The sequence below is a fragment of the Streptomyces lydicamycinicus genome (assembly GCF_000829715.2).
Classification (GTDB): domain Bacteria; phylum Actinomycetota; class Actinomycetes; order Streptomycetales; family Streptomycetaceae; genus Streptomyces; species Streptomyces lydicamycinicus.
In genome coordinates this window covers 181,467-199,928 of record NZ_BBNO01000005.1, presented here as the reverse complement: position 1 = coordinate 199,928, position 18,462 = coordinate 181,467, and the positions used below count along the sequence as shown (strand labels likewise).

Here is an 18,462-nt window from a genome sequence, read left to right as displayed (position 1 = left end):
CGGAAGCCGGTCCCGGAGCACGCCGCACGACCGAGTTACGGAGCACCGTATGAAGCTGCTGAGCGTGAACCTGGGGCGGCCGACCCCGTGCCGGCACACCACTGCGGAGGGCGGTACGGGCATCGACAAGCGGCCCGTGGACGGGACGGTGGCGGTGTCCGCGCCGGGTCCCAAGGGCGTCGGCGGCAGCGGGCTGGCCGGTGACGCGGTGGTCGACCTGCGCCATCACGGCGGCGACGACCAGGCCGTTTACGCCTATGCCCGGGAGGATCTGGACGACTGGCAGCGGGAGCTGGGCCGCGAGCTGGCCAATGGGGTCTTCGGCGAGAACCTCACCACGTCGGGCGTCGAGGTCACCGGCGCCCGTATCGGCGAGCGCTGGCGGGTGGGTCCGCGGCTGCTGCTGGAGGTGACCTCACCGCGGATTCCGTGCCGGACGTTCCATGCGTGGCTCGGCGAGCGCGGCTGGATCAGGCGGTTCACCCAGGCCGCGGTGCCCGGTGCGTATCTGCGGGTGATCGAGCCGGGCGAGATCCGCGCCGGGGACGCCGTCGAGGTGACGCACCGGCCGGATCACGAGGTGACGATCGGGCTGATGTTCCGGGCCCTGACGACCCGGCGGGAGCTGCTGCCGCGGCTGCTGGAGGCGGATGCGGCGCTGCCGGAGGAGGCGCGGGAGAAGGCGCGGAAGTATGCGGAGCGGGCGGCGGGTTGAGCGGTTCCGCCGGGCCCGGGGCGGTGGGGCCCGGAGCGGGCGGCGGAGGATCTGCCTCCGGTGGGCCGTGGGGCGGCCGCGCCGCGGGGGTTGGGGCTCGGGCGCCGTGCCCGGGGCGGATAGCGTGCCCGTATGACGACTGCATTGATCACGGGAGCGACAGCGGGCATCGGGGCGGCGTTCGCCCGGCGGCTCGCGAGCGACGGCCACAGCGTGGTGCTGGTGGCCCGCGACGAGAAGCGACTGCGCGAGCAGGCCACCGAGTTGCACGACCGGCACGGCATCGAGGCGGAGGTGCTGAGCGCCGATCTGGCCACCGAGGAGGGCATCGCAGCCGTCGAGGCCCGGCTCTCGGACCCCAAGCACCCGGTGGACCTGCTGGTGAACAACGCCGGTTTCGGCAACAAGGGCGAGTACCTCGAGGTCTCGATGGCCGACGAGCTGACGATGCTCAAGGTGCACTGTGAGGCGGTGCTGCGGCTGACCACGGCCGGGGTGCGCGGGATGCGGGACCGGCGGCGCGGCGCGGTGGTCAATGTGGCGTCGGTGGCGGCGTTCGTACCGCGGGGCACCTACGGCGCGAGCAAGGCCTGGGTCGTGCAGTTCACCCAGGGCGCGGCGCGCGATCTGGCGGGCAGCGGCGTGCGGTTGATGGCGCTGTGCCCGGGATTCGTACGGACCGAGTTCCACCAGCGGGCCGGGATGGGGACGGACAACATCCCCGGGTGGATGTGGCTGGACGCCGACAAGCTGGTCGACGCCGCGATGAAGGACCTGACGCGGGGGAAGTCGCTGTCCATTCCGGATCCGCGGTACAAGGCGCTGATGGGCGCGGTGAAGCTGGCGCCCCGCGGCGTGCTGGGGGGACTGACGTCCCGTACCGGCCGTAAATACGGGCCCCGCTGACGCCGGGTCATCCGGCCCGTTGCCGAGGGCGGCGCCGGGGTGGTGCCATGGCCGTGGCGCGCGGGGCGGGGCGGTGGGGTGCGGGGGACGGAGCGTCCACGGGCCCGTCCCCGCGGAACGGCACAGGACGCACAACGACGCGAACCGGCCGGCGACGCGCGACGCGGACGAGCGAGGCGCGACGGCGGACGACCGCGAAGGAGGTCCGTTCAGCACTATGCACCCCACCTCTGACAGTCCCCCAGGACCTGCGGAAACGCCACCGGTCCGGCCCGGTCTGCTGCTGTCGATGGGGCCGGGCGTCGCCGGCCGGCTCCTCGGCGCCCGCCACCACACCCGCCTCGCGGCCCTGGCCCGTACGGATCCGCACCTGGTCGCCCACGATCTGGCCGACCCCACCCCCGAGGTCGCCGCCGCCCTCGCCGGCGCCGAGGTGCTGCTCACCTGCTGGGGCGCGCCACCGCTCACCGACCGGGTGCTGGCCGCGGCCCCCCGGCTGCGGGCCGTCGTGCACGCCGCCGGCTCGGTCAAGCACCACCTCACCGACGCCTGCTGGGACCGCGGCATCGCCGTCAGTTCGGCCGCCGCCGCCAACGCCCTCCCGGTCGCTGAATACACCCTCGCCGCGATCCTCTTCGCCAACAAGCGCGTTCTGCACGCCGCCCACCGCTACCGCGGTCTGCGCGCGCCCCACGACTGGCCGGGCGAACTCGCCGGGGCCGGCAACTACCGCCGCACCGTCGGCGTCATCGGCGCCTCCCGCATCGGCCGCCGCGTCATCGAACTGCTGCGCCCCTTCGACCTGCGCGTTCTGCTGTACGACCCGTACGTGGAGGCCGCCAAGGCCACCCGGCTCGGCGCGGCCCCGGTTCCGCTCGACGCGCTCTGCGCCGACAGCGACATCGTCACCGTGCACGCCCCGCAGCTGCCCGCCACCCGCCGTCTGCTGGGCGCCCGGCAGCTGGCCCTGATGCCGGACGGCGCGACCCTGATCAACACCGCCCGCGGCTCGCTGGTCGACGAGGCGGCCCTGCTGCCCGAGCTGGTCACCGGCCGGCTGCACGCCGTCCTCGACGTCACCGAGCCCGAACTCCCGCGCCCCGGTTCGCCGTTGTACGACCTGCCGAACGTGCTGCTGACACCGCATGTGGCGGGTTCCCTGGGCACCGAGCTCCACCGCCTGGCCGACCACGCCCTCGACGAACTCGAACGCTACGGCCGCGGCCGCCCGTTCCTCACCCCCGTACGGCGGGAGGAGCTGCACCACTCGGCGTGAACCTGCCGGGGCCCCGGCAGGGCCCCGGCCGCGCGCCGGAAACCCGAAGACCCGGCCCCCGCCAAGCGGGAACCGGGTCTCGGGTGAAGCAGTCCGGCGCGGCGCGTCAGCCGAGGTGACGGCTCACGTCAGTGCGCGACGGCTCGCGTCAGTGCGCGTGGCCGTGACCGTGACCGGCCTCCGGCTCCTCCTCGGCGGGCTTCTCGACGACCAGGGTCTCGGTCGTCAGCAGCAGCGAGGCGATGGACGCGGCGTTCTCCAGGGCGGAGCGGGTGACCTTGACCGGGTCGATGACGCCGGCCTTGACCAGGTCGCCGTACTCGCCGGTGGCGGCGTTGAAGCCGTTGCCCTTGTCCTGCTCAGCGACCTTGGCGGTGATGACGTAGCCCTCAAGACCGGCGTTCTCCGCGATCCAGCGCAGCGGCTCGACGACGGCGCGGCGGACGACGGCGACACCGGTGGCCTCGTCGCCCTCCTTGCCGAGGGAGCCCTCCAGCACCTTGCCGGCGTGGACCAGCGCGGAGCCACCACCGGAGACGATGCCCTCCTCGACCGCGGCGCGGGTCGCGGAGATGGCGTCCTCCAGACGGTGCTTCTTCTCCTTGAGCTCGACCTCGGTGGCCGCACCCACGCGGATGACGCAGACGCCACCGGCGAGCTTGGCGAGGCGCTCCTGGAGCTTCTCGCGGTCCCAGTCCGAGTCGGTGGACTCGATCTCGGCCTTGATCTGGGCCACGCGGCCGGTGACGTCCTCGGCCTTGCCGCCACCGTCGACGATGGTGGTGTCGTCCTTGGTGACGGTCACCCGGCGGGCGGTGCCGAGCACGTCCAGACCGGCCTGGTCGAGCTTGAGGCCGACCTCCTCGGCGATGACGGTGGCACCGGTGAGGGTGGCCATGTCGCCGAGCATCGCCTTGCGGCGGTCACCGAAGCCGGGGGCCTTGACGGCCACGGCGTTGAAGGTGCCACGGATCTTGTTCACGACCAGGGTCGACAGGGCCTCGCCCTCGACGTCCTCGGCGATGATCAGCAGCGGCTTGGAGGCACCGGCCTGGATGACCTTCTCCAGCAGCGGCAGCAGGTCCTGGATCGAGGAGATCTTGCCCTGGTGGATCAGGATGTACGGGTCCTCGAGGACGGCCTCCATACGCTCCTGGTCGGTGACCATGTACGGCGAGAGGTAGCCCTTGTCGAAGGCCATGCCCTCGGTGAAGTCCAGCTCCAGACCGAAGGTGTTGGACTCCTCGACGGTGATGACACCGTCCTTGCCGACCTTGTCCATCGCCTCGGCGATGAGCTCGCCGACCTGCTTGTCCTGCGCGGACAGACCGGCCACGGCGGCGATGTCGGACTTGTCGTCGATCGGACGGGCGGTGGAGAGAAGCTCGTCGGAGACGGCCTTGACGGCGGCGTCGATGCCCTTCTTCAGGGCGGCGGGGGAGGCGCCGGCGGCGACGTTGCGCAGACCCTCACGGACCAGCGCCTGGGCCAGCACGGTGGCGGTGGTGGTGCCGTCACCCGCGATGTCGTTGGTCTTGGTCGCCACCTCCTTGACGAGCTGGGCGCCCAGGTTCTCGTACGGGTCGTCGACCTCGACCTCACGGGCGATGGTGACACCGTCGTTGGTGATGGTCGGCGCGCCGAACTTCTTGTCGATGACGACGTTGCGGCCCTTGGGGCCGATGGTCACCTTGACGGTGTCGGCAAGCTTGTTGACGCCGCGCTCAAGGGCGCGACGGGCGTCCTCGTCGAACTTCAGGATCTTCGCCATGGGTTGCTTCAAGTCCTCTCATTGCGATCCTCGGCCACGACGTGGGGACCGCTGTCGCTCAAACGAACTGCGCCCCTGCCCCGGGTTGATTAGACGCGGGAACCAGGGGCGCAGATCACGGCAAAACTGGGTGACTTACTTCTCGACGATCGCGAGCACGTCGCGAGCCGAGAGAACGAGGTAGTCCTCGTTGTTGTACTTCACCTCGGTGCCGCCGTACTTGCTGTAGAGCACGACGTCGCCGACCTTCACGTCGAGCTCGACGCGCTTGCCGTCCTCGACCCGGCCCGGGCCCACGGCCAGGACGACGCCCTCCTGGGGCTTCTCCTTGGCGGTGTCCGGAATGACCAGGCCCGAGGCCGTGGTCTGCTCGGCGTCGAGCGGCTGGACCACGATGCGGTCCTCAAGCGGCTTGATGGCAACCTTGGAGCTGGTGGTCGTCACGATCCGACCTCCCCCTTCGGAGATCTCACGGGGTTAACTGTCTGAGGTGGCGACCAGGTGGATCCGTCGTCGCGGGTGCCGGACCTGCCCGTCGCTGTGTCTGGCACTCCCCACTGGAGAGTGCCAACGCCGAGACTATGACGCGGTTAGCACTCGGTCAAGCGGAGTGCCAGCGCGGCGGGGAGCTCTTCCCGCGACGCCGGTTGACCGGCCATCCGCGGCCCCGGTTCCCCGGCGGCCCCGGCTTCGGCGATCATGGCCATCTACAGCGGGGGCGGGGCGGGTTACGAGGCAGGCAGCTTCCCGCCAAATCGGACATGCCTTCCCCTTCCCTCGCAACCACGCCCTCGGCTGCCTCGTCTACTTCCTCGACTGACGGGCCGACGAACCGGGCCCGCACCCGGCCGGCCGGCGGCCTCGACAAGATGGCGGAGGAGAAGCCGTGCGTGCACCGACCAGAGTTCCCCGGAAGGCCCGGGTGCCGGAGAGGGATGTCGAGCGCACCATGACGTTCGCCGCGCTCGCCCAGGCCCCGGACCGGCGGAGAACCGAGGCCCGGCTGCTCGCCCTCGTCGTTTTAATCGCGGTCTTCGGCTACACCTACACCGGCCTGTCGATGGGCGGTCTGCTCCCCGGCGGACTGGCCGTCTTCACCGCCGCCATGCTGTTCATGACGCTGGTCCCGCATCTGGTCCTGCGCCGCTACGCGCCCCGCGCCGATCCGCTGATCCTGCCGCTGACGACCCTGCTGACCGGAATCGGCCTGGTGCTGCTGCACCGCCTGGACCTCACCTACGCACAGTCGCCCCGGCTGAAGACGGCCCAGGCGGCCAACGGCCAGCTGCTGTGGACGGTGATCGGGGTGGTGGCCTGCCTCGCCATCCTGCTGATGCTGCGCGATCACCGCATCCTCCAGCGCTACATCTATCTGACGATGGTGATCGCGCTGGTGCTGCTGATGGCACCGGCCTTCTTCGGCGCCGATATGTACGGCGCCAAGCGCTGGATCCTGCTGGGGCCGCTGTCGTTGCAGCCCGGTGAGTTCGTGAAGATCATGATCTCGGTGTTCTTCGCGGGCTATCTCACCGTCAACCGCGACGCCCTGGCGCTGGCCGGCCGCCGGGTCATGGGCATCCAGCTGCCCCCGGGGCGGCAGCTCGCGCCGATCTTCACGATCTGGGCGATCAGCCTGCTGGTGCTGATCTTCGAACGGGACCTGGGCACCTCGCTGATCTTCTTCGGCGTCTTCGTGATCATGCTCTACATGGCCACCGACCGCACCAGTTGGGTGGTGTGCGGCCTGCTGATGGCCACGGTCGGCGCGGCCGTGGTCGGTTCCCTCGAACCGCATGTCCACGGCCGGGTCACCGCCTGGCTCGACCCGATGCGGGCGTTCACCAAGGCGGGCCAGGCGGAGCACATGTCCGACCAGCTCGCCCAGGCCCTGTTCAGCTTCGGCAGCGGCGGCATCAGCGGCAGCGGCCTCGGCCAGGGCCGCCCCGAACTGATCGGCTTCGCCGGCAACAGCGACTTCATCCTCACCACCGTCGGCGAGGAGCTGGGCCTGGCCGGGGTCATGGCCGTGATCATGCTCTACGTACTGCTGGCCCAGCGCGGCCTCCGGGTCGGCCTGAGCGCCCGCGACCCCTTCGGCAAACTCCTCGCGGTCGGCCTCTCCGGCGCGCTCCTCCTCCAGGTCTTCGTCGTCGCCGGCGGCGTCACCGGCCTCATCCCCCTCACGGGCAAAGCCCTCCCCTTCCTCGCCAAGGGGGGCTCCTCACTGGTCGCCAACTGGCTCATGGTGGCCCTGCTCCTGCGGATCAGCGATCACGCGCAGCGGCGGCGTGAGCCGGTTTGAATTCTTCCCACGTTTTCGGCTGTCCCGCCGTGGTGGTTGCTCGCCGTTTGTGGCCCGCTGCGCTTTGCCTTCGGCCCGTGTTTTCGGCTTTCCCGCCGTGGTGGTTGTTCGCCGTTGCGCCTGCGGCGGGCGGGGCCGCTGCGCGGGGCTGTCGGGTGCGGTGACGGGTCTGCGCGGGTGGGGGTTGGCGTAGGTGGGCCGGTGCACCTCGTAGGGCCCGGTTATGGCTGACGGCGGCACGCCCCCACCCACCGTCACCCACTCCCCAACGGGAGGGGACGGGCCGGAGGGGCCTGGTGTGTGGACGTAAAGCGAAGCAGTCCACACACCAGGCCCCGGAGGCCCGTCACCGCACCCAACAACCACCCAGCCCGCCGCAGGCGCCACGGCGGGAAACCGCAAGCATCACCCGAACCCACGCCCGCGCAGCGGACCCGGCCCGCCGCAGGCGCAACGGCGAACAACCACCACGGCGGGACAGACAAAAACGTGGGAGGACAATGACACCGTGAATGACGGAGACACCCTCACCGCCCTCCTCACCCCCGAGGGGCAGGCCCTGCTGACAGAGCTGCGGGACCACGACCCGTCGGATGAGCTGGCGGCAGCCACAAGGCTGCGGCGGGAGCACCCCGCTGAGCTCGTTTCCGCCGCGCTCGGGCAGGCGCGGCTCCGGCAGCGGGCCGCGGCGAAGTTCGGGGCCGACGCGGGGCGGATGTACTTCACGCCCAACGGTGTGGAGCAGTCCACCCGCGCCACGGTGGCAGCACACCGTGCGCGACGGCTCGCCGCGCTGGGCGTCCGTACGCTGGCCGACCTGTGCTGCGGTATCGGCGGCGACGCGATCGCGCTGGCGCGCGCCGGCATCCGGGTGCTGGCCGTCGACCGTGACCCATTGGCCTGTGCGGCGGCGCGGGCCAACGCGGAGGCGCTGGGGCTCGCGGAGTTGATCGAGGTGCGCTGTGCGGATGTGACGGAGGTGGACACCGCCGGGTATGACGCGGTGTTCGTCGATCCGGCCCGGCGCAGCAAGGCCAGGGGTGGCCGGATTTTCGATCCGGAGGCGTACTCACCGCCGCTGTCCTGGGCCGTCGAGGCGGCCCGTAAGGCACCGGTCGCGGCGCTGAAGATCGCGCCGGGGGTGCCGCACGAGGCGCTGCCCGAGGACGCCGAGACGGAGTGGATCTCGGACGGGGGCGACGTCAAGGAGGCCGTGGTGTGGTTCGGGACCGGTGCGGGGGGCGTGCCCCGCCCGGTGCCCGGTGGCCGCCGCGCCACCCTGCTGCCCGCGGGGGACTCGCTGCTCGGTACCGGGCTGCCGGACCCGTCCGCCGGCGACGACACGCCACAGGCGCCGGTCGGCCCGGTCGGCGACTGGCTGTACGAGCCGGACGGGGCGGTGATCCGGGCGCATCTCGTCGCGGATGTCGCGGCGCGGATCGACGGGCGGCTGATCGACCCGACGATCGCCTACATCACCGCGGACCGGCTGGTCGGGACGCCGTACGCGACCGCCTATGCGATCACCGATGTGCTGCCGTTCCACGTCAAGAAGCTCAGGGCGCTGCTGCGGGAGCGCGGGGTCGGGATCGCGGTGATCAAGAAGCGGGGCTCCGCGGTGGAGCCCGAGGAGCTGCGCAAGAAGCTGAAGCTCGGCGGCGGCCGCACGTCCTGCACGATCTTCCTCACCCGGGTCGCCGGCGCCCCCACCATGCTGCTGGGGCACCCGGCCACGGACCCGGTCACGCCAGGTCGGTGAGGTCCTCGGCGTAGATCTGGGAGAGCGGCCGCGGGCCGATGTACTGCTGGCAGGTGCACTGGCCGGCCTCGTACTGCACCGGCTTGTGGTCGGCGTCCCAGGCGACCGCCATCTCCACCCGCTCATGACACTTGCCCTTTTTGTCATGCTTGGCGAGGTGGTGGGTGCACCCGCACACCGGCTCCGGCGGCTTCTGGGCGGCGGCCAGCTCCTGCCGCTCCTGGCGGGCGGTCTCCAGGCGCTCCATCTTGCGTTCGTGCCGGGTACGCAGCGCGGTGCGGGCGGTGTCGGCGACCTTCGCGAAGCCGCCCGCCATGAAGAAGATGAAGACCCACCAGAACCAGTCCACAGCCTGCCGCCTCCCCACTCGCACGCTCGGTGCTCCAGTCAGGGTAAGACCTCGGGCCGGACGTGGGGCCGGGGGCGGCGCGAGGACTCGAAGAAGTACAAAACGAGTCCTCGCCGGGCCTCAGGAGTAGAGGTTGTGCTTGCTCATCTCGTGGACGTGGTCATGGTCGTGGGAGTGGGAGTGCGTGTGAGGGGCGTCCTCGGGGGCCTCGCCGGGCACATGCGGTTCGGTGACCGGGAGGGACGAGTCCGCGGAGAGGTCCCAGGCGGAGGCCGGCCGGTTGCGGGCCACCATCTCCGCGCCCAGGGCCGCGACCATCGCACCGTTGTCGGTGCACAGCTTGGGCCGCGGTACCCGCAGGGTGATGCCGGCGTCCTCGCAGCGGCGCTCGGCCATCGCCCGCAGCCGGGTGTTGGCCGCGACCCCGCCGCCGATCATCAGGTGGTCCACACCGTTGTCCTTGCAGGCCCGCACGGCCTTACGGGTCAGCACGTCCACCACGGCCTCCTGGAACGACGCCGAGACATCCGCCACCGGCACCTCCTCGCCGGCCGCCCGCTTGGCCTCGATCCAGCGGGCCACCGCCGTCTTCAGACCGGAGAAGGAGAAGTCGTAGACCGGGTCGCGGGGGCCGGTCAGTCCGCGCGGGAAGCGGATCGCGTCGGGGTTGCCCTCGCGGGCGTAGCGGTCGATGACCGGGCCGCCCGGGAAGCCGAGGTTCAGCACCCGCGCGATCTTGTCGAACGCCTCACCGGCCGCGTCGTCGATGGTCGAGCCCAGCGGCCGTACGTCGGAGGTGATGTCCGGCGCCAGCAGGAGCGAGGAGTGGCCGCCGGACACCAGCAGCGCCATGGTCGGCTCCGGCAGCGCACCGTGTTCCAGCTGGTCGACGCAGATGTGCGAGGCGAGGTGGTTGACGCCGTAGAGCGGCTTGCCGAGGGCGTAGGCGTACGCCTTGGCCGCCGAGACGCCGACCAGCAGCGCGCCGGCCAGGCCCGGTCCCGCGGTGACCGCGATCCCGTCCAGGTCGGAGGCCGCGACCCCGGCGTCCTTCAGGGCGCGCTGGATGGTGGGGACCATCGCCTCCAGGTGGGCGCGGGAGGCCACCTCCGGCACCACGCCGCCGAAGCGGGCGTGCTCGTCGACGCTGGAGGCGACCGCGTCGGCCAGCAGGGTGTGGCCGCGGACGATGCCGACACCGGTCTCGTCGCAGGAGGTCTCGATGCCGAGGACCAGCGGTCCGCCGCGTGAGTCAGCCATGGTTGTCAAGTTCCTTGTACGGAGGGTGCTTCGGAGGAGGTCTGGGTGGTGCGGCGCATCACCAGGGCGTCGACGTTGCCGGGCTGGTAGTAGCCGCGGCGGAAACCGATCGGCTCGAAGCCGAAACGCTCGTAGAGGCGCTGCGCGCGGAGGTTGTCGACCCGTACCTCCAGCAGCACCTCATGGCATTCGAAGTCCGTTGCCGCGCCCAGGAGTTCGGTCAGCAGCCGGGCGCCGAGGCCGCTGCCCCACTGGTCCCGGGCGGTGGCGATGGTCTGGATGTCGCCGGTGCCGTCGACGGCGGCCAGCCCGCCGTAGCCGACCAGCCGGCCCGCACGCCGCCCCTCATCGGCGCCTCTACGCGGCGGCACCTCCAGTTCGGCGACGAGATAGCGGCGGGTGGCGGACGGGCCGCGGGCGTGCGCCAGCTCGGACCAGAACATGCCCGGCGACCAGGCGTCCTCGGGGAACAGCTCCCGCTCCAGCTCCAGCACCGGCGCTATGTCCCACCAGCGCATCTCGCGCAGCACGACCCCCGGCCGGGCGTCGTCGCCGCACTGGAGGTCCGCCCGGACAGCGTCTGAGGGAGGCGCCGGGGTGCGGGACTCGGACGACGGGCGGGAACTCACCGGGGAGTGACCACCTTGTAGTTGGCGGGGACCTGGGCATCCGGACGCCGCAGGTACAGCGGCTGCGGCGGCAGCAGCTCCTCCCCCGCCGCGAGCTTCAGGGCGGCCAGGTCCGCCAGCGCGCCGGCGGACTGGTGCTCGGGCGCCTCGCGCCGTACGCCGGTGAAGACCGTGTCGTAGAGCACCGCGCCCGCGCCCACGGCCGGGACGCCGGCCACCTGGTCGGCGAGGTCCGCGGGGCGGTCGACGGCCGGGTCCGTGAGCCTCGTGCGGGCATCCGCGTAGCGCGCCCAGTAGACCTCTTTGCGGCGGGCGTCGGTGGCCACGACGAAGGGCTCGGTCAGGCCGGAGGCGTGAGCGATGCCGTCCAGGGTGCACAGTCCGTGCACGGGTACGCCGAGCACGGACCCGAAGGTGGCGGCGGTCACCAGGCCGACGCGCAGCCCCGTGTACGGGCCCGGGCCCACGCCGACCACGATGTCGCTGACCGCGTCGAGCTTGTGCCCGGCCTCGGCCAGCACCCGGTCGACGGCGGGCAGCAGCAGCTCGCCGTGCCGGCGCGCATCCACCTGGCGGGACTCGGCGAGAACGCGGGTGCCGTCATGGAGCGCGACGGTGACGGCGGGGGTGGCGGTGTCAAGAGCTAGCAGCAGCACGTCCTTAAGACTACGGCTCGACGGGTGGTTCCCGTTCCCGGTGCTACCGTCGCCCCCGTAGCCCAGCAGCAAGCAGCCCGGCCTCCAGGCCCGGGACTCCCCGCCGGCGGCAGGGAGAGGGAGGAAAGGTGGCACAGCGGTGCCCGGTAAGAGCAGCACGATCGTCACCGCGCTGACCACGGCGGCCCTGGTCGTGGTCGGAGTGCTCGGCTACCAGGCCGCGGCGTCCGCCCCGGACACCCTCACCCAGGCCCGCAGCGACGGCCGGCACAGCACTCCCGAGAAGCACCCGGCCAAGCAGGGCAAGAAGCACAAGGCCCCGGCTCCGGCCCCGGTCCCGGCGGCATCCGGCAAGGGCCAGCGGATCGTCTACTCGCTCGGCGCCAAGCGGGTCTGGCTGGTCGGCGCGCAGGACAAGGCGCTGCGTACGTTCACGGTCACGCCGAGCACCGTCAGCCCGCCGCCGGGGTCCTACGCGGTCGCCTCGCGGTCGGTCAGCGTCACGGGCTCGGACGGGATCGCGATCGAGCACGTGGTGCGGTTCGCCAGCGTCAGCGGGGTCACGGTCGGCTTCAGCGCCGCCGTGGACGGCTCGCGGCCCGATCCGGGCGCGGGGAAGAAGACCGGCGGAATCCGTGAGTCGCGTGCGGACGGCAAGGCGATGTGGGACTTCGCACCCACCGGCACCAAGGTCGTCGTGGTCTCCTGACCGCACGGCTCCCGGACGGTCCGCGCTTAGCCCCTACGGGCTACGCCGCGTCGCGGCCTCCGGTGGACGCCGGTTCCTCGGACTCCTCCGCCTCCGGCTCCGCGGGCTGGTCCTGACGGGCCTCCGCGGCGGCGTCGGGGGGTGTGGAGACCGCGCTGGCCGCGGCGCACGCCGCCAGCAGCTCATTCATCGTCGGCGTCTCGCGGCCGGCGCGCCCGGCCGCCGCGACGGGGCTGTCCTCGCGGCCGTCAGACGGGGGGAAGGGCTGGTGGGCCGACATGGACGCCTCCCGGGGCTCCTGGGGCAAGCGACAGAAGCTAGGCTGGCTACTTAGGCACACCTAACTGGGGTCTCCACCCATGTGACCACGCCCGGCACCGGGTGCGCAACATCTTACCGACGGCTTGTCGGAAACTACCGGGCGCCCGGCCGGGTCCAGGGCCGGACCGGGGCGCCGCAGCGGCCGTCCCGCCCCGCCGTCAGCAGGTCTCCAGCGCGGGCAGGCCGGCGTCCGCCCAGCGCGCGCCGAAGCCGGTGACCGTCACCTCGCGCACATCGTCCGCGTCGGCCTCCAGGACCGCCGGACCGTCGTCCCCCACGGCGCGGCCGATGACCACGTGCAGCCGGTCGTCGGACAGCTCCTCGACCTTGCCCTCGCCCCACTCCACGACCACCACCGACTCCGGCAGCGAGACATCGAGGTCCAGGTCCTCCATCTCGTCCAGCCCGCCGCCGAGCCGGTAGGCGTCGACATGCACCAGCGGGGGGCCGCCGGCCAGCGAGGGGTGGACCCGGGCGATGACGAAGGTGGGAGAGGTCACGGCGCCGCGCACGCCCAGGCCCTCGCCCAGGCCGCGGGTCAGCGTCGTCTTGCCGGCTCCCAGCTCACCGGTGAGCAGTACCAGGTCGCCGGGGCGCAGCAGCGGGGCCAGGCGGCGACCCAACTCCTGCATCTGATCGGGGGACTTGACGGTGATGTGCGCCATCGCGCCGGTGGTGCTCATGCCGCAAATGGTACGTCCCGCCCGCCACCCGGCCGCCACCCCTCATCGACGCCCCTGCGGGACGGCAGCCGGTCCCCGTCGCCCCTTCGCCACCCCTTGGTCCGGCTGGGGCCCCGGCCTGCCGGGCCAGGCCCCGGCAGGCCATGACCTCAGGCGCGGGCGTGCCGGGAGCTGCGGGCCGCCGCGCCGGCGCGTTCCACCAGGGACACCAGATGTTCATTGACCAGCTCGGGCCGCTCCAGCATCACCAGATGCCCGGCGCCGGGGACACAGACCAGCTCCGCGTCGGGCAGCACCTCGGCGATCGTCCGGCTGTGGTCGGCCGGGGTGATCAGATCGTTCTCCCCGGCGAGCACCAGCGAGGGCACCGCGTCGTACGCGACCAGCGCCTCGGTCTTGTCATGCACCGCGAACGCCGGGAAGAACTCGGCGACCACATCGATCGGGGTCGCCTCGATCAGCCGCTCGCCGAACCGCGCGATGCCCGGGTCCACCTTCTCCGGCGTCCCGAACGAATACCGCTTGATCAGCCCGGCGAACAGATCGGCGGTGGCCCGCCGCCCGCGCTCGACGATCTCGCGCTGCCAGCCCAGCGCCTTCAGCACCCCCGGCGCGAGCCAGTGGAAGGCCTTGACGCCCATGGACGGCAGCCCGAAGCCGACCTCGCTGAGCCGGCCCGCGGACGTGCCGATCAGCGCCACCCCGACCACCCGCTCCGCGACGTACTCGGGGAACTGGTCGGCCAGCGCCATCACCGTCATCCCGCCCATGGAGTGCCCGACCAGCACGATCGGCCCCTCGGGGACCGCCGCGTCCAGCACCGCCTTCAGGTCCCGGCCCAGCAGGTCGATGGTGACGGGTTCGGTGCCGTCGATCTGGCCGTGGCCGCGCGAGGAGCGGCCGTGGCTGCGCTGGTCCCAGTGGACGGTCCGCACCGCGCCGCGCAGGGCGGAGCGCTGGAAGTGCCAGGAGTCCTGGCTGAGGCAGTAGCCGTGGCTGAAGACGACCGTGGGGGCCGTGGCGCGCCGGCCCAGCGCCGCCGACAGCCGCTTGCGCAGACCGCCCTGGGCCTCCTGCGCGGCCCGGGCCTCCTTGCCGCGCACCGGCTTGGCGGACCGGTCGGCCTTGCCGCCCTTGCCGTTCCTGCTCTTGCCCGGGTGGCCGTCCTTCTCCGGCCGGCCCGTCTCCACGCCCGGCTCGTCGACCTCGTAATACAGCTCGGTGCCGTCCTCGGCGATCGCCGCCCCGGGTGTGCCGCGCAGCGTGCCGTACGGGCCGGCGGCGTCCAGTGCGAGCCGGGCCCGGCGGCGCATCCCGCGGCCGACCGTCAGCCGCTCTATCGCCACACCGGCCGCGGCGCCCGCCGCGACCACCCCGATCGCGGCACCGGCCACACCGGCGTGCCGGCCCGCCCGCGCCCAGTTGCCGGCCGCCTCGACGGCCGTCTCGACCGCCTGCGCGGCGGCCTCCTGTCCCTCGGTCATGCCGTACCCCCCGTGAGCGCGCTGTCTCCTTCGGCTTCGCTCCGTATGCCGCTGTCCACGTAGACGCGCGGGACCCGGGATCCGATCCGTGTGACGATCTCGTAGCCGATGGTTCCGGCCACCCTGGCCCAGTCCTCCGCGGTCGGCTCACCACGGTCCCCCGGGCCGAACAGCACCGCCGGATCACCCGGCTCGGCGCTGTCGCCGCCCAGGTCGACCACGAACTGGTCCATCGCGATCCGCCCGGCGACCGTCCGCCACTTGCCGGCGACCAGCACCGGGCCGGTCCCGGAGGCGTGCCGCGGGATGCCGTCCGCGTAGCCGAGCGGGACCAGCGCCAGGGAGGTCTCCCCGGGCGTCGTGTAGTGGTGCCCGTACGACACGCCGTGGCCGCCCGGGACGCGCTTGACCGAGGCGAGCGAGGCCTCCAGCGTCATCGCGGGCCGCAGCCCGAAGTCCTGCGAGGTGCCGACCTCGGGGCTGGGCGAGATGCCGTAGATGCCGATACCGGTACGGACCAGGTCGAAATGCGCCTCGGGGAGGGTCAGCAGCGCCGGGGTGTTGGCGATATGCCGCACCTCGGGGTGCAGCCCGGCCCGCTCGGCGGTCCGCAACGCCTCCTGGAAGACGGCCAGCTGGGCGGCGATCGAGGGGTGGCCGGGCTCGTCGGCGCAGGCGAAGTGCGACCAGACGCCGGTGACGGTCAGCGTGCCCTCGGCCTCGGCGGCCCGCGCCGCGGCGGTCAGCTCGGGCCAGTCGGCGGGTGCGCAGCCGTTGCGGCCGAGCCCGGTGTCGATCTTGAGCTGGACGCGGGCGGGCCGGCCGCACTCCCGGGCCGCCGCGGTCACCTCACGCAGCGCCCACAGCCCGCTCACCGCGACCTCGATGTCCTGCTCGATGGCCCGGCGCCAGGGGCCGCCCGGCGTCCACAGCCAGCACAGCAGCCGCCCGGTGTCACCGGCCGCCCGCAGCGCGAACGCCTCCTCGGGCAGCGCTGTGCCCAGCCAGCCCGCACCGGCCTCACGGGCGGCACGCGCACAGCGCACCGCTCCGTGTCCGTAGCCGTCGGACTTGACCACGGCCATCAGCTCTGCCCGGGGTGCGCGGTCCCGCAGTGCACGCACATTCGACCGCACGGCGGCGAGGTCGATGGCGGCACGGGCGCGCTTCGCTGTCTCGTTCATCCCCCTCAGTGTCGCAGGCGACGCCGCGGGGCCCCGGGGGACGGGCGCGGAAACCGTGCTCACACGCCGGGCTTCCGCCCCCAGACGTACACGGTGTCGCCCTTCCTCAGCACTTCCCACGCCCGCCGCGCGTCCGCCATGGTGAGGTTGACGCAGCCGTGCGAGCCGGCCCCCGAGAAGATGTCCTCGTAGACGCCGTGCAGCGCCTCCCCGCGGTCGAAGAACTGGGCGTAGGGCATCCGCGTGCCGTAGAGGTTCGAGATGTGGTGCCGGTGGCGCAGATAGATCCGGTACGAGCCGGTGCGGGTCTCCATCGTCGGCGCACCGCTCCGGATCGCCACCGGTTCGAGGATCACCCGACCGCTCTGCTGCACCCACATCAGCTGCCGGTTCAGGTCGACACACGCGGTCCGCTGGGCGAGGGCGGGGCAGTGCCCGGCCCGGTTGGGGTCCTTCCTGGCCCGCATCACCCGCACGATCGCTCCCGTGACCGGGCCGGCGAAGCCGGTCGCCGGCGCGATGCGGTGGGCCTGCTGGAACCGCCGGATCGCCCGGCAGTCCCCCGTGCTCTGCCGCCCGTCCACCTGCCGCCCCAGGTAGCGCTCCGCCTGCCGCTGGTAGGGCCCGGTGGAGGCACTGCACCGGGCCGCCCGGCCGGCGGGCGCCACCTCGGACCGCGGCACGTACTCGATGTGCCGGGGCCGGGTGGTCGCCCGCACCGCGCGCGGCAGCCCGGGGACCAGGGCGGGCAGGCGGTACGCGGCGGACGGGGACGCCACGGTGGGCGACGGCGCCACGGCCACCGCGGGCGGCCCGGCGACAACGAGGAGCGAGGCGCAGACCAGCAACGCCGAAAGGGTGCGTTTCATGCCCTCACGCATGCCGTGGGCGCGCGGCCAAACCGCCCGCCGGGCGCCAGGTTCGCCCTGGTGCCCGGCGCATTCCCCCGCGGGGCGTAACGCCGCCCCGGCAGCTGTCAGTGCGTCACATCACGCCAGGCGGCGCCCAGATGGGCGGCGACCTCGGAGGCCAGGACCGGCGCGCCGTCCGGCCCGGCCGCGCGGCGCGCCGCCAGCCCGTGCAGATACGCGCCGACGGATCCGGCGTCCCGCGCCGGAAGGCCCGCGGCGAGCAACGACCCGGTCACCCCCGACAGCACATCCCCGCTCCCGGCCGTCGCCAGCCAGCCGGTCCCGGTGGGGTTGACCCGTACCGGACCGTCCGCCTCCGTCACCAGCGTCGTCGAGCCCTTGAGCAGCACCGTGGCCCCGTAGCGCGCCGCCAACTCCCGTACGGAGGCCAGCCGCGCCGCCTCGACCTCCTCGCGCCCGCGCCCGAGCAGCGCGGCGGCCTCCCCCGCGTGCGGCGTCAGCAAGGTCTCCGCCGTCCGCTCCCGGACCCGCTCCGGCGTCAGGAAGCGCAGGCCGTCCGCGTCCACCAGCACCGGCACGTCCGCCGCCAGCACGTCCTCCAGCGCGTCCGCCTCGTCCCCGATGCCGGGCCCGATCACCCACGACTGCACCCGGCCCGCCTTGTCCGGCGGCCCGGGATGCACCAGCGTCTCCGGGAAGCGCGCCAGCACCGCGTCGGCGGCCGGGCCGACATACCGCACGGCCCCCGCGCCGCCCCGCAGCGCACCCGCCACCGCGAGCACCGCCGCCCCCGGATACCGCGCGGAACCGGCGACCACCCCGACCACGCCCCGCCGGTACTTGTCGCTCTCGGGCGCCGGGCGCGGCAGCAGCTCCGCCACGTCCGCGTGCTGCAACGCCTCCAGTTCGGCCTCCTGCGGCAGCGTGAGCCCGATGTCCACCAGCCGCAGCGCGCCCGCCCGCTCCCGCGCCGGATCGATCAGCAGCCCCGGCTTGTACGCACCGAACGTCACCGTCGCATCGGCCCATACGGCGTCCCCGTGCACCTCGCCGCTGTCCGCGTCCACCCCGCTGGGCAGATCGACCGCGACCACGGGCGCCGACTCCCATGCCGCCCGCGCGAGTTGGGCGGCCTCCGGGCGCAGCCCGCCGCGCCCCCCGATCCCGACGATGCCGTCCACGACCAGATCGGCCCGGCCGATGTCCCGCGGCGCGTCGTCCGAAACCCGTCCCCCGGCCGCCCGCAGCGCGGCCAGGCCGCCCTGGTGGGCCCGTTCGGGCGAGAGCAGCACCGCCGCCACCCCGGCCCCCCGCCGGGCCAGCCGGGCACCGGCGTACAGCGCGTCCCCGCCGTTGTCACCGCTGCCCACCAGCAGCACCACCCGGCTGCCGTACACCTTGCCCAGCAACTCCCCACAGGCCACGGCCAGTCCGGCCGCCGCCCGCTGCATCAGGGCCCCTCCGGGCAACCGGGCCATGAGCTCTCGCTCCGCGGCCCGTACGGTCTCCACGCTGTAGGCAGTCCTCATACCGCCAAGTCTCGCCCCTCACCCACCAGGTGCGGGGGATTTCCCCCGGCCGGGGAC

The 18,462-nt window shown here is 73.1% G+C and carries 18 protein-coding genes; 6 read left to right on the top strand and 12 right to left on the bottom strand.

Annotated features, from left to right (window positions below; genetic code table 11):
- The first annotated feature begins 49 nt into the window (after window positions 1-49).
- From TU31_RS18640 to TU31_RS18630, 3 genes are all read left to right on the top strand, one after another.
- Window positions 50-715: an MOSC domain-containing protein gene (locus TU31_RS18640; protein WP_042155954.1), complete on the top strand. Its 666-nt coding sequence runs from the start codon at window positions 50-52 to the stop codon at window positions 713-715.
- Between the two features lie 132 nt (window positions 716-847).
- The gene (locus tag TU31_RS18635; protein ID WP_042155951.1) at window positions 848-1,621 is read left to right on the top strand and encodes an SDR family NAD(P)-dependent oxidoreductase; all 774 of its coding nucleotides are present in this window, start codon (window positions 848-850) and stop codon (window positions 1,619-1,621) included.
- A gap of 217 nt (window positions 1,622-1,838) precedes the next feature.
- Window positions 1,839-2,897, top strand: a complete 1,059-nt coding sequence (locus TU31_RS18630) for a hydroxyacid dehydrogenase (RefSeq protein ID WP_245698589.1) — start codon at window positions 1,839-1,841, stop codon at window positions 2,895-2,897.
- A 148-nt stretch (window positions 2,898-3,045) separates the two neighbouring features.
- Here TU31_RS18630 and groL read toward each other — a convergent pair whose 3' ends face one another.
- Together groL and groES are read right to left on the bottom strand one after the other, a co-directional pair.
- Window positions 3,046-4,668, bottom strand: coding sequence for a chaperonin GroEL (gene groL, locus TU31_RS18625; protein WP_042155947.1), 1,623 nt, complete (start codon window positions 4,666-4,668; stop codon window positions 3,046-3,048).
- Window positions 4,669-4,803: 135 nt separating this feature from the next.
- The gene (gene groES, locus TU31_RS18620; RefSeq protein WP_018090856.1) at window positions 4,804-5,112 is read right to left on the bottom strand and encodes a co-chaperone GroES; all 309 of its coding nucleotides are present in this window, start codon (window positions 5,110-5,112) and stop codon (window positions 4,804-4,806) included.
- Window positions 5,113-5,617: 505 nt separating this feature from the next.
- On the opposite strand from groES, the gene TU31_RS18615 reads away from it, so the two are divergent.
- Window positions 5,618-6,970, top strand: coding sequence for an FtsW/RodA/SpoVE family cell cycle protein (locus TU31_RS18615; RefSeq protein ID WP_042156617.1), 1,353 nt, complete (start codon window positions 5,618-5,620; stop codon window positions 6,968-6,970).
- A gap of 508 nt (window positions 6,971-7,478) precedes the next feature.
- On the top strand, window positions 7,479-8,729 hold the full coding sequence (locus TU31_RS18610) for a class I SAM-dependent methyltransferase (protein ID WP_042155942.1): 1,251 nt from the start codon (window positions 7,479-7,481) through the stop codon (window positions 8,727-8,729).
- Here TU31_RS18610 and TU31_RS18605 read toward each other — a convergent pair.
- From TU31_RS18605 to tsaB, 4 genes are all read right to left on the bottom strand, one after another.
- Window positions 8,713-9,078, bottom strand: a complete 366-nt coding sequence (locus tag TU31_RS18605) for a hypothetical protein (protein WP_042155940.1) — start codon at window positions 9,076-9,078, stop codon at window positions 8,713-8,715. The genes TU31_RS18610 and TU31_RS18605 overlap by 17 nt on opposite strands.
- Window positions 9,079-9,198: 120 nt before the next feature.
- Complete coding sequence (tsaD, locus tag TU31_RS18600) at window positions 9,199-10,338, bottom strand: tRNA (adenosine(37)-N6)-threonylcarbamoyltransferase complex transferase subunit TsaD (protein WP_042155938.1); 1,140 nt, start codon at window positions 10,336-10,338, stop codon at window positions 9,199-9,201.
- A gap of 5 nt (window positions 10,339-10,343) precedes the next feature.
- Entirely contained in the window at window positions 10,344-10,967 is a 624-nt protein-coding gene (locus TU31_RS18595) for a GNAT family N-acetyltransferase (RefSeq protein WP_370682745.1), read from the bottom strand.
- Window positions 10,964-11,623 (bottom strand): tRNA (adenosine(37)-N6)-threonylcarbamoyltransferase complex dimerization subunit type 1 TsaB, encoded by a 660-nt coding sequence (tsaB, locus tag TU31_RS18590; RefSeq protein ID WP_042155935.1) that lies wholly within the window; start codon window positions 11,621-11,623, stop codon window positions 10,964-10,966. Before tsaB ends, TU31_RS18595 begins: the two co-directional genes overlap by 4 nt.
- A 139-nt stretch (window positions 11,624-11,762) precedes the next feature.
- On the opposite strand from tsaB, the gene TU31_RS18585 reads away from it, so the two are divergent.
- On the top strand, window positions 11,763-12,332 hold the full coding sequence (locus TU31_RS18585) for a L,D-transpeptidase (protein WP_042155932.1): 570 nt from the start codon (window positions 11,763-11,765) through the stop codon (window positions 12,330-12,332).
- Window positions 12,333-12,372: 40 nt separating this feature from the next.
- On the opposite strand, the gene TU31_RS18580 is transcribed toward TU31_RS18585, so the two are convergent.
- From TU31_RS18580 to TU31_RS18555, 6 genes are all read right to left on the bottom strand, one after another.
- The gene (locus TU31_RS18580) at window positions 12,373-12,612 is read right to left on the bottom strand and encodes a hypothetical protein (protein ID WP_042155929.1); all 240 of its coding nucleotides are present in this window, start codon (window positions 12,610-12,612) and stop codon (window positions 12,373-12,375) included.
- A gap of 199 nt (window positions 12,613-12,811) precedes the next feature.
- The gene (gene tsaE, locus TU31_RS18575; protein WP_042155927.1) at window positions 12,812-13,336 is read right to left on the bottom strand and encodes a tRNA (adenosine(37)-N6)-threonylcarbamoyltransferase complex ATPase subunit type 1 TsaE; all 525 of its coding nucleotides are present in this window, start codon (window positions 13,334-13,336) and stop codon (window positions 12,812-12,814) included.
- A 149-nt stretch (window positions 13,337-13,485) separates the two neighbouring features.
- Entirely contained in the window at window positions 13,486-14,820 is a 1,335-nt protein-coding gene (locus TU31_RS18570) for an alpha/beta fold hydrolase (RefSeq protein ID WP_042155925.1), read from the bottom strand.
- A complete protein-coding gene (gene alr, locus TU31_RS18565; RefSeq protein ID WP_042155923.1) occupies window positions 14,817-16,004 on the bottom strand; it encodes an alanine racemase in 1,188 nt (395 codons plus the stop codon). The genes TU31_RS18570 and alr overlap by 4 nt, the downstream gene beginning before the upstream one ends.
- Window positions 16,005-16,063: 59 nt before the next feature.
- Window positions 16,064-16,873, bottom strand: coding sequence for a L,D-transpeptidase family protein (locus TU31_RS18560; RefSeq protein WP_042155922.1), 810 nt, complete (start codon window positions 16,871-16,873; stop codon window positions 16,064-16,066).
- Window positions 16,874-16,980: 107 nt separating this feature from the next.
- Window positions 16,981-18,405: a bifunctional ADP-dependent NAD(P)H-hydrate dehydratase/NAD(P)H-hydrate epimerase gene (locus tag TU31_RS18555; RefSeq protein WP_042155920.1), complete on the bottom strand. Its 1,425-nt coding sequence runs from the start codon at window positions 18,403-18,405 to the stop codon at window positions 16,981-16,983.
- Window positions 18,406-18,462 lie beyond the last annotated feature (57 nt).

Excerpts from the sequence above, each read along its gene's own strand:
- TU31_RS18640 (WP_042155954.1), top strand. The coding sequence starts at position 50 with ATGAAGCTGCTGAGCGTGAACCTGGGGCGGCCGACCCCGTGCCGGCAC.
- TU31_RS18635 (WP_042155951.1), top strand. The coding sequence starts at position 848 with ATGACGACTGCATTGATCACGGGAGCGACAGCGGGCATCGGGGCGGCG.
- TU31_RS18630 (WP_245698589.1), top strand. The coding sequence starts at position 1,839 with ATGCACCCCACCTCTGACAGTCCCCCAGGACCTGCGGAAACGCCACCG.
- groL (WP_042155947.1), bottom strand. The coding sequence starts at position 4,668 with ATGGCGAAGATCCTGAAGTTCGACGAGGACGCCCGTCGCGCCCTTGAG.
- TU31_RS18615 (WP_042156617.1), top strand. The coding sequence starts at position 5,618 with ATGACGTTCGCCGCGCTCGCCCAGGCCCCGGACCGGCGGAGAACCGAG.
- tsaD (WP_042155938.1), bottom strand. The coding sequence starts at position 10,338 with ATGGCTGACTCACGCGGCGGACCGCTGGTCCTCGGCATCGAGACCTCC.
- TU31_RS18580 (WP_042155929.1), bottom strand. The coding sequence starts at position 12,612 with ATGTCGGCCCACCAGCCCTTCCCCCCGTCTGACGGCCGCGAGGACAGC.
- tsaE (WP_042155927.1), bottom strand. The coding sequence starts at position 13,336 with ATGAGCACCACCGGCGCGATGGCGCACATCACCGTCAAGTCCCCCGAT.
- TU31_RS18570 (WP_042155925.1), bottom strand. The coding sequence starts at position 14,820 with ATGACCGAGGGACAGGAGGCCGCCGCGCAGGCGGTCGAGACGGCCGTC.
- alr (WP_042155923.1), bottom strand. The coding sequence starts at position 16,004 with ATGAACGAGACAGCGAAGCGCGCCCGTGCCGCCATCGACCTCGCCGCC.
- TU31_RS18560 (WP_042155922.1), bottom strand. The coding sequence starts at position 16,873 with ATGAAACGCACCCTTTCGGCGTTGCTGGTCTGCGCCTCGCTCCTCGTT.
- TU31_RS18555 (WP_042155920.1), bottom strand. The coding sequence starts at position 18,405 with ATGAGGACTGCCTACAGCGTGGAGACCGTACGGGCCGCGGAGCGAGAG.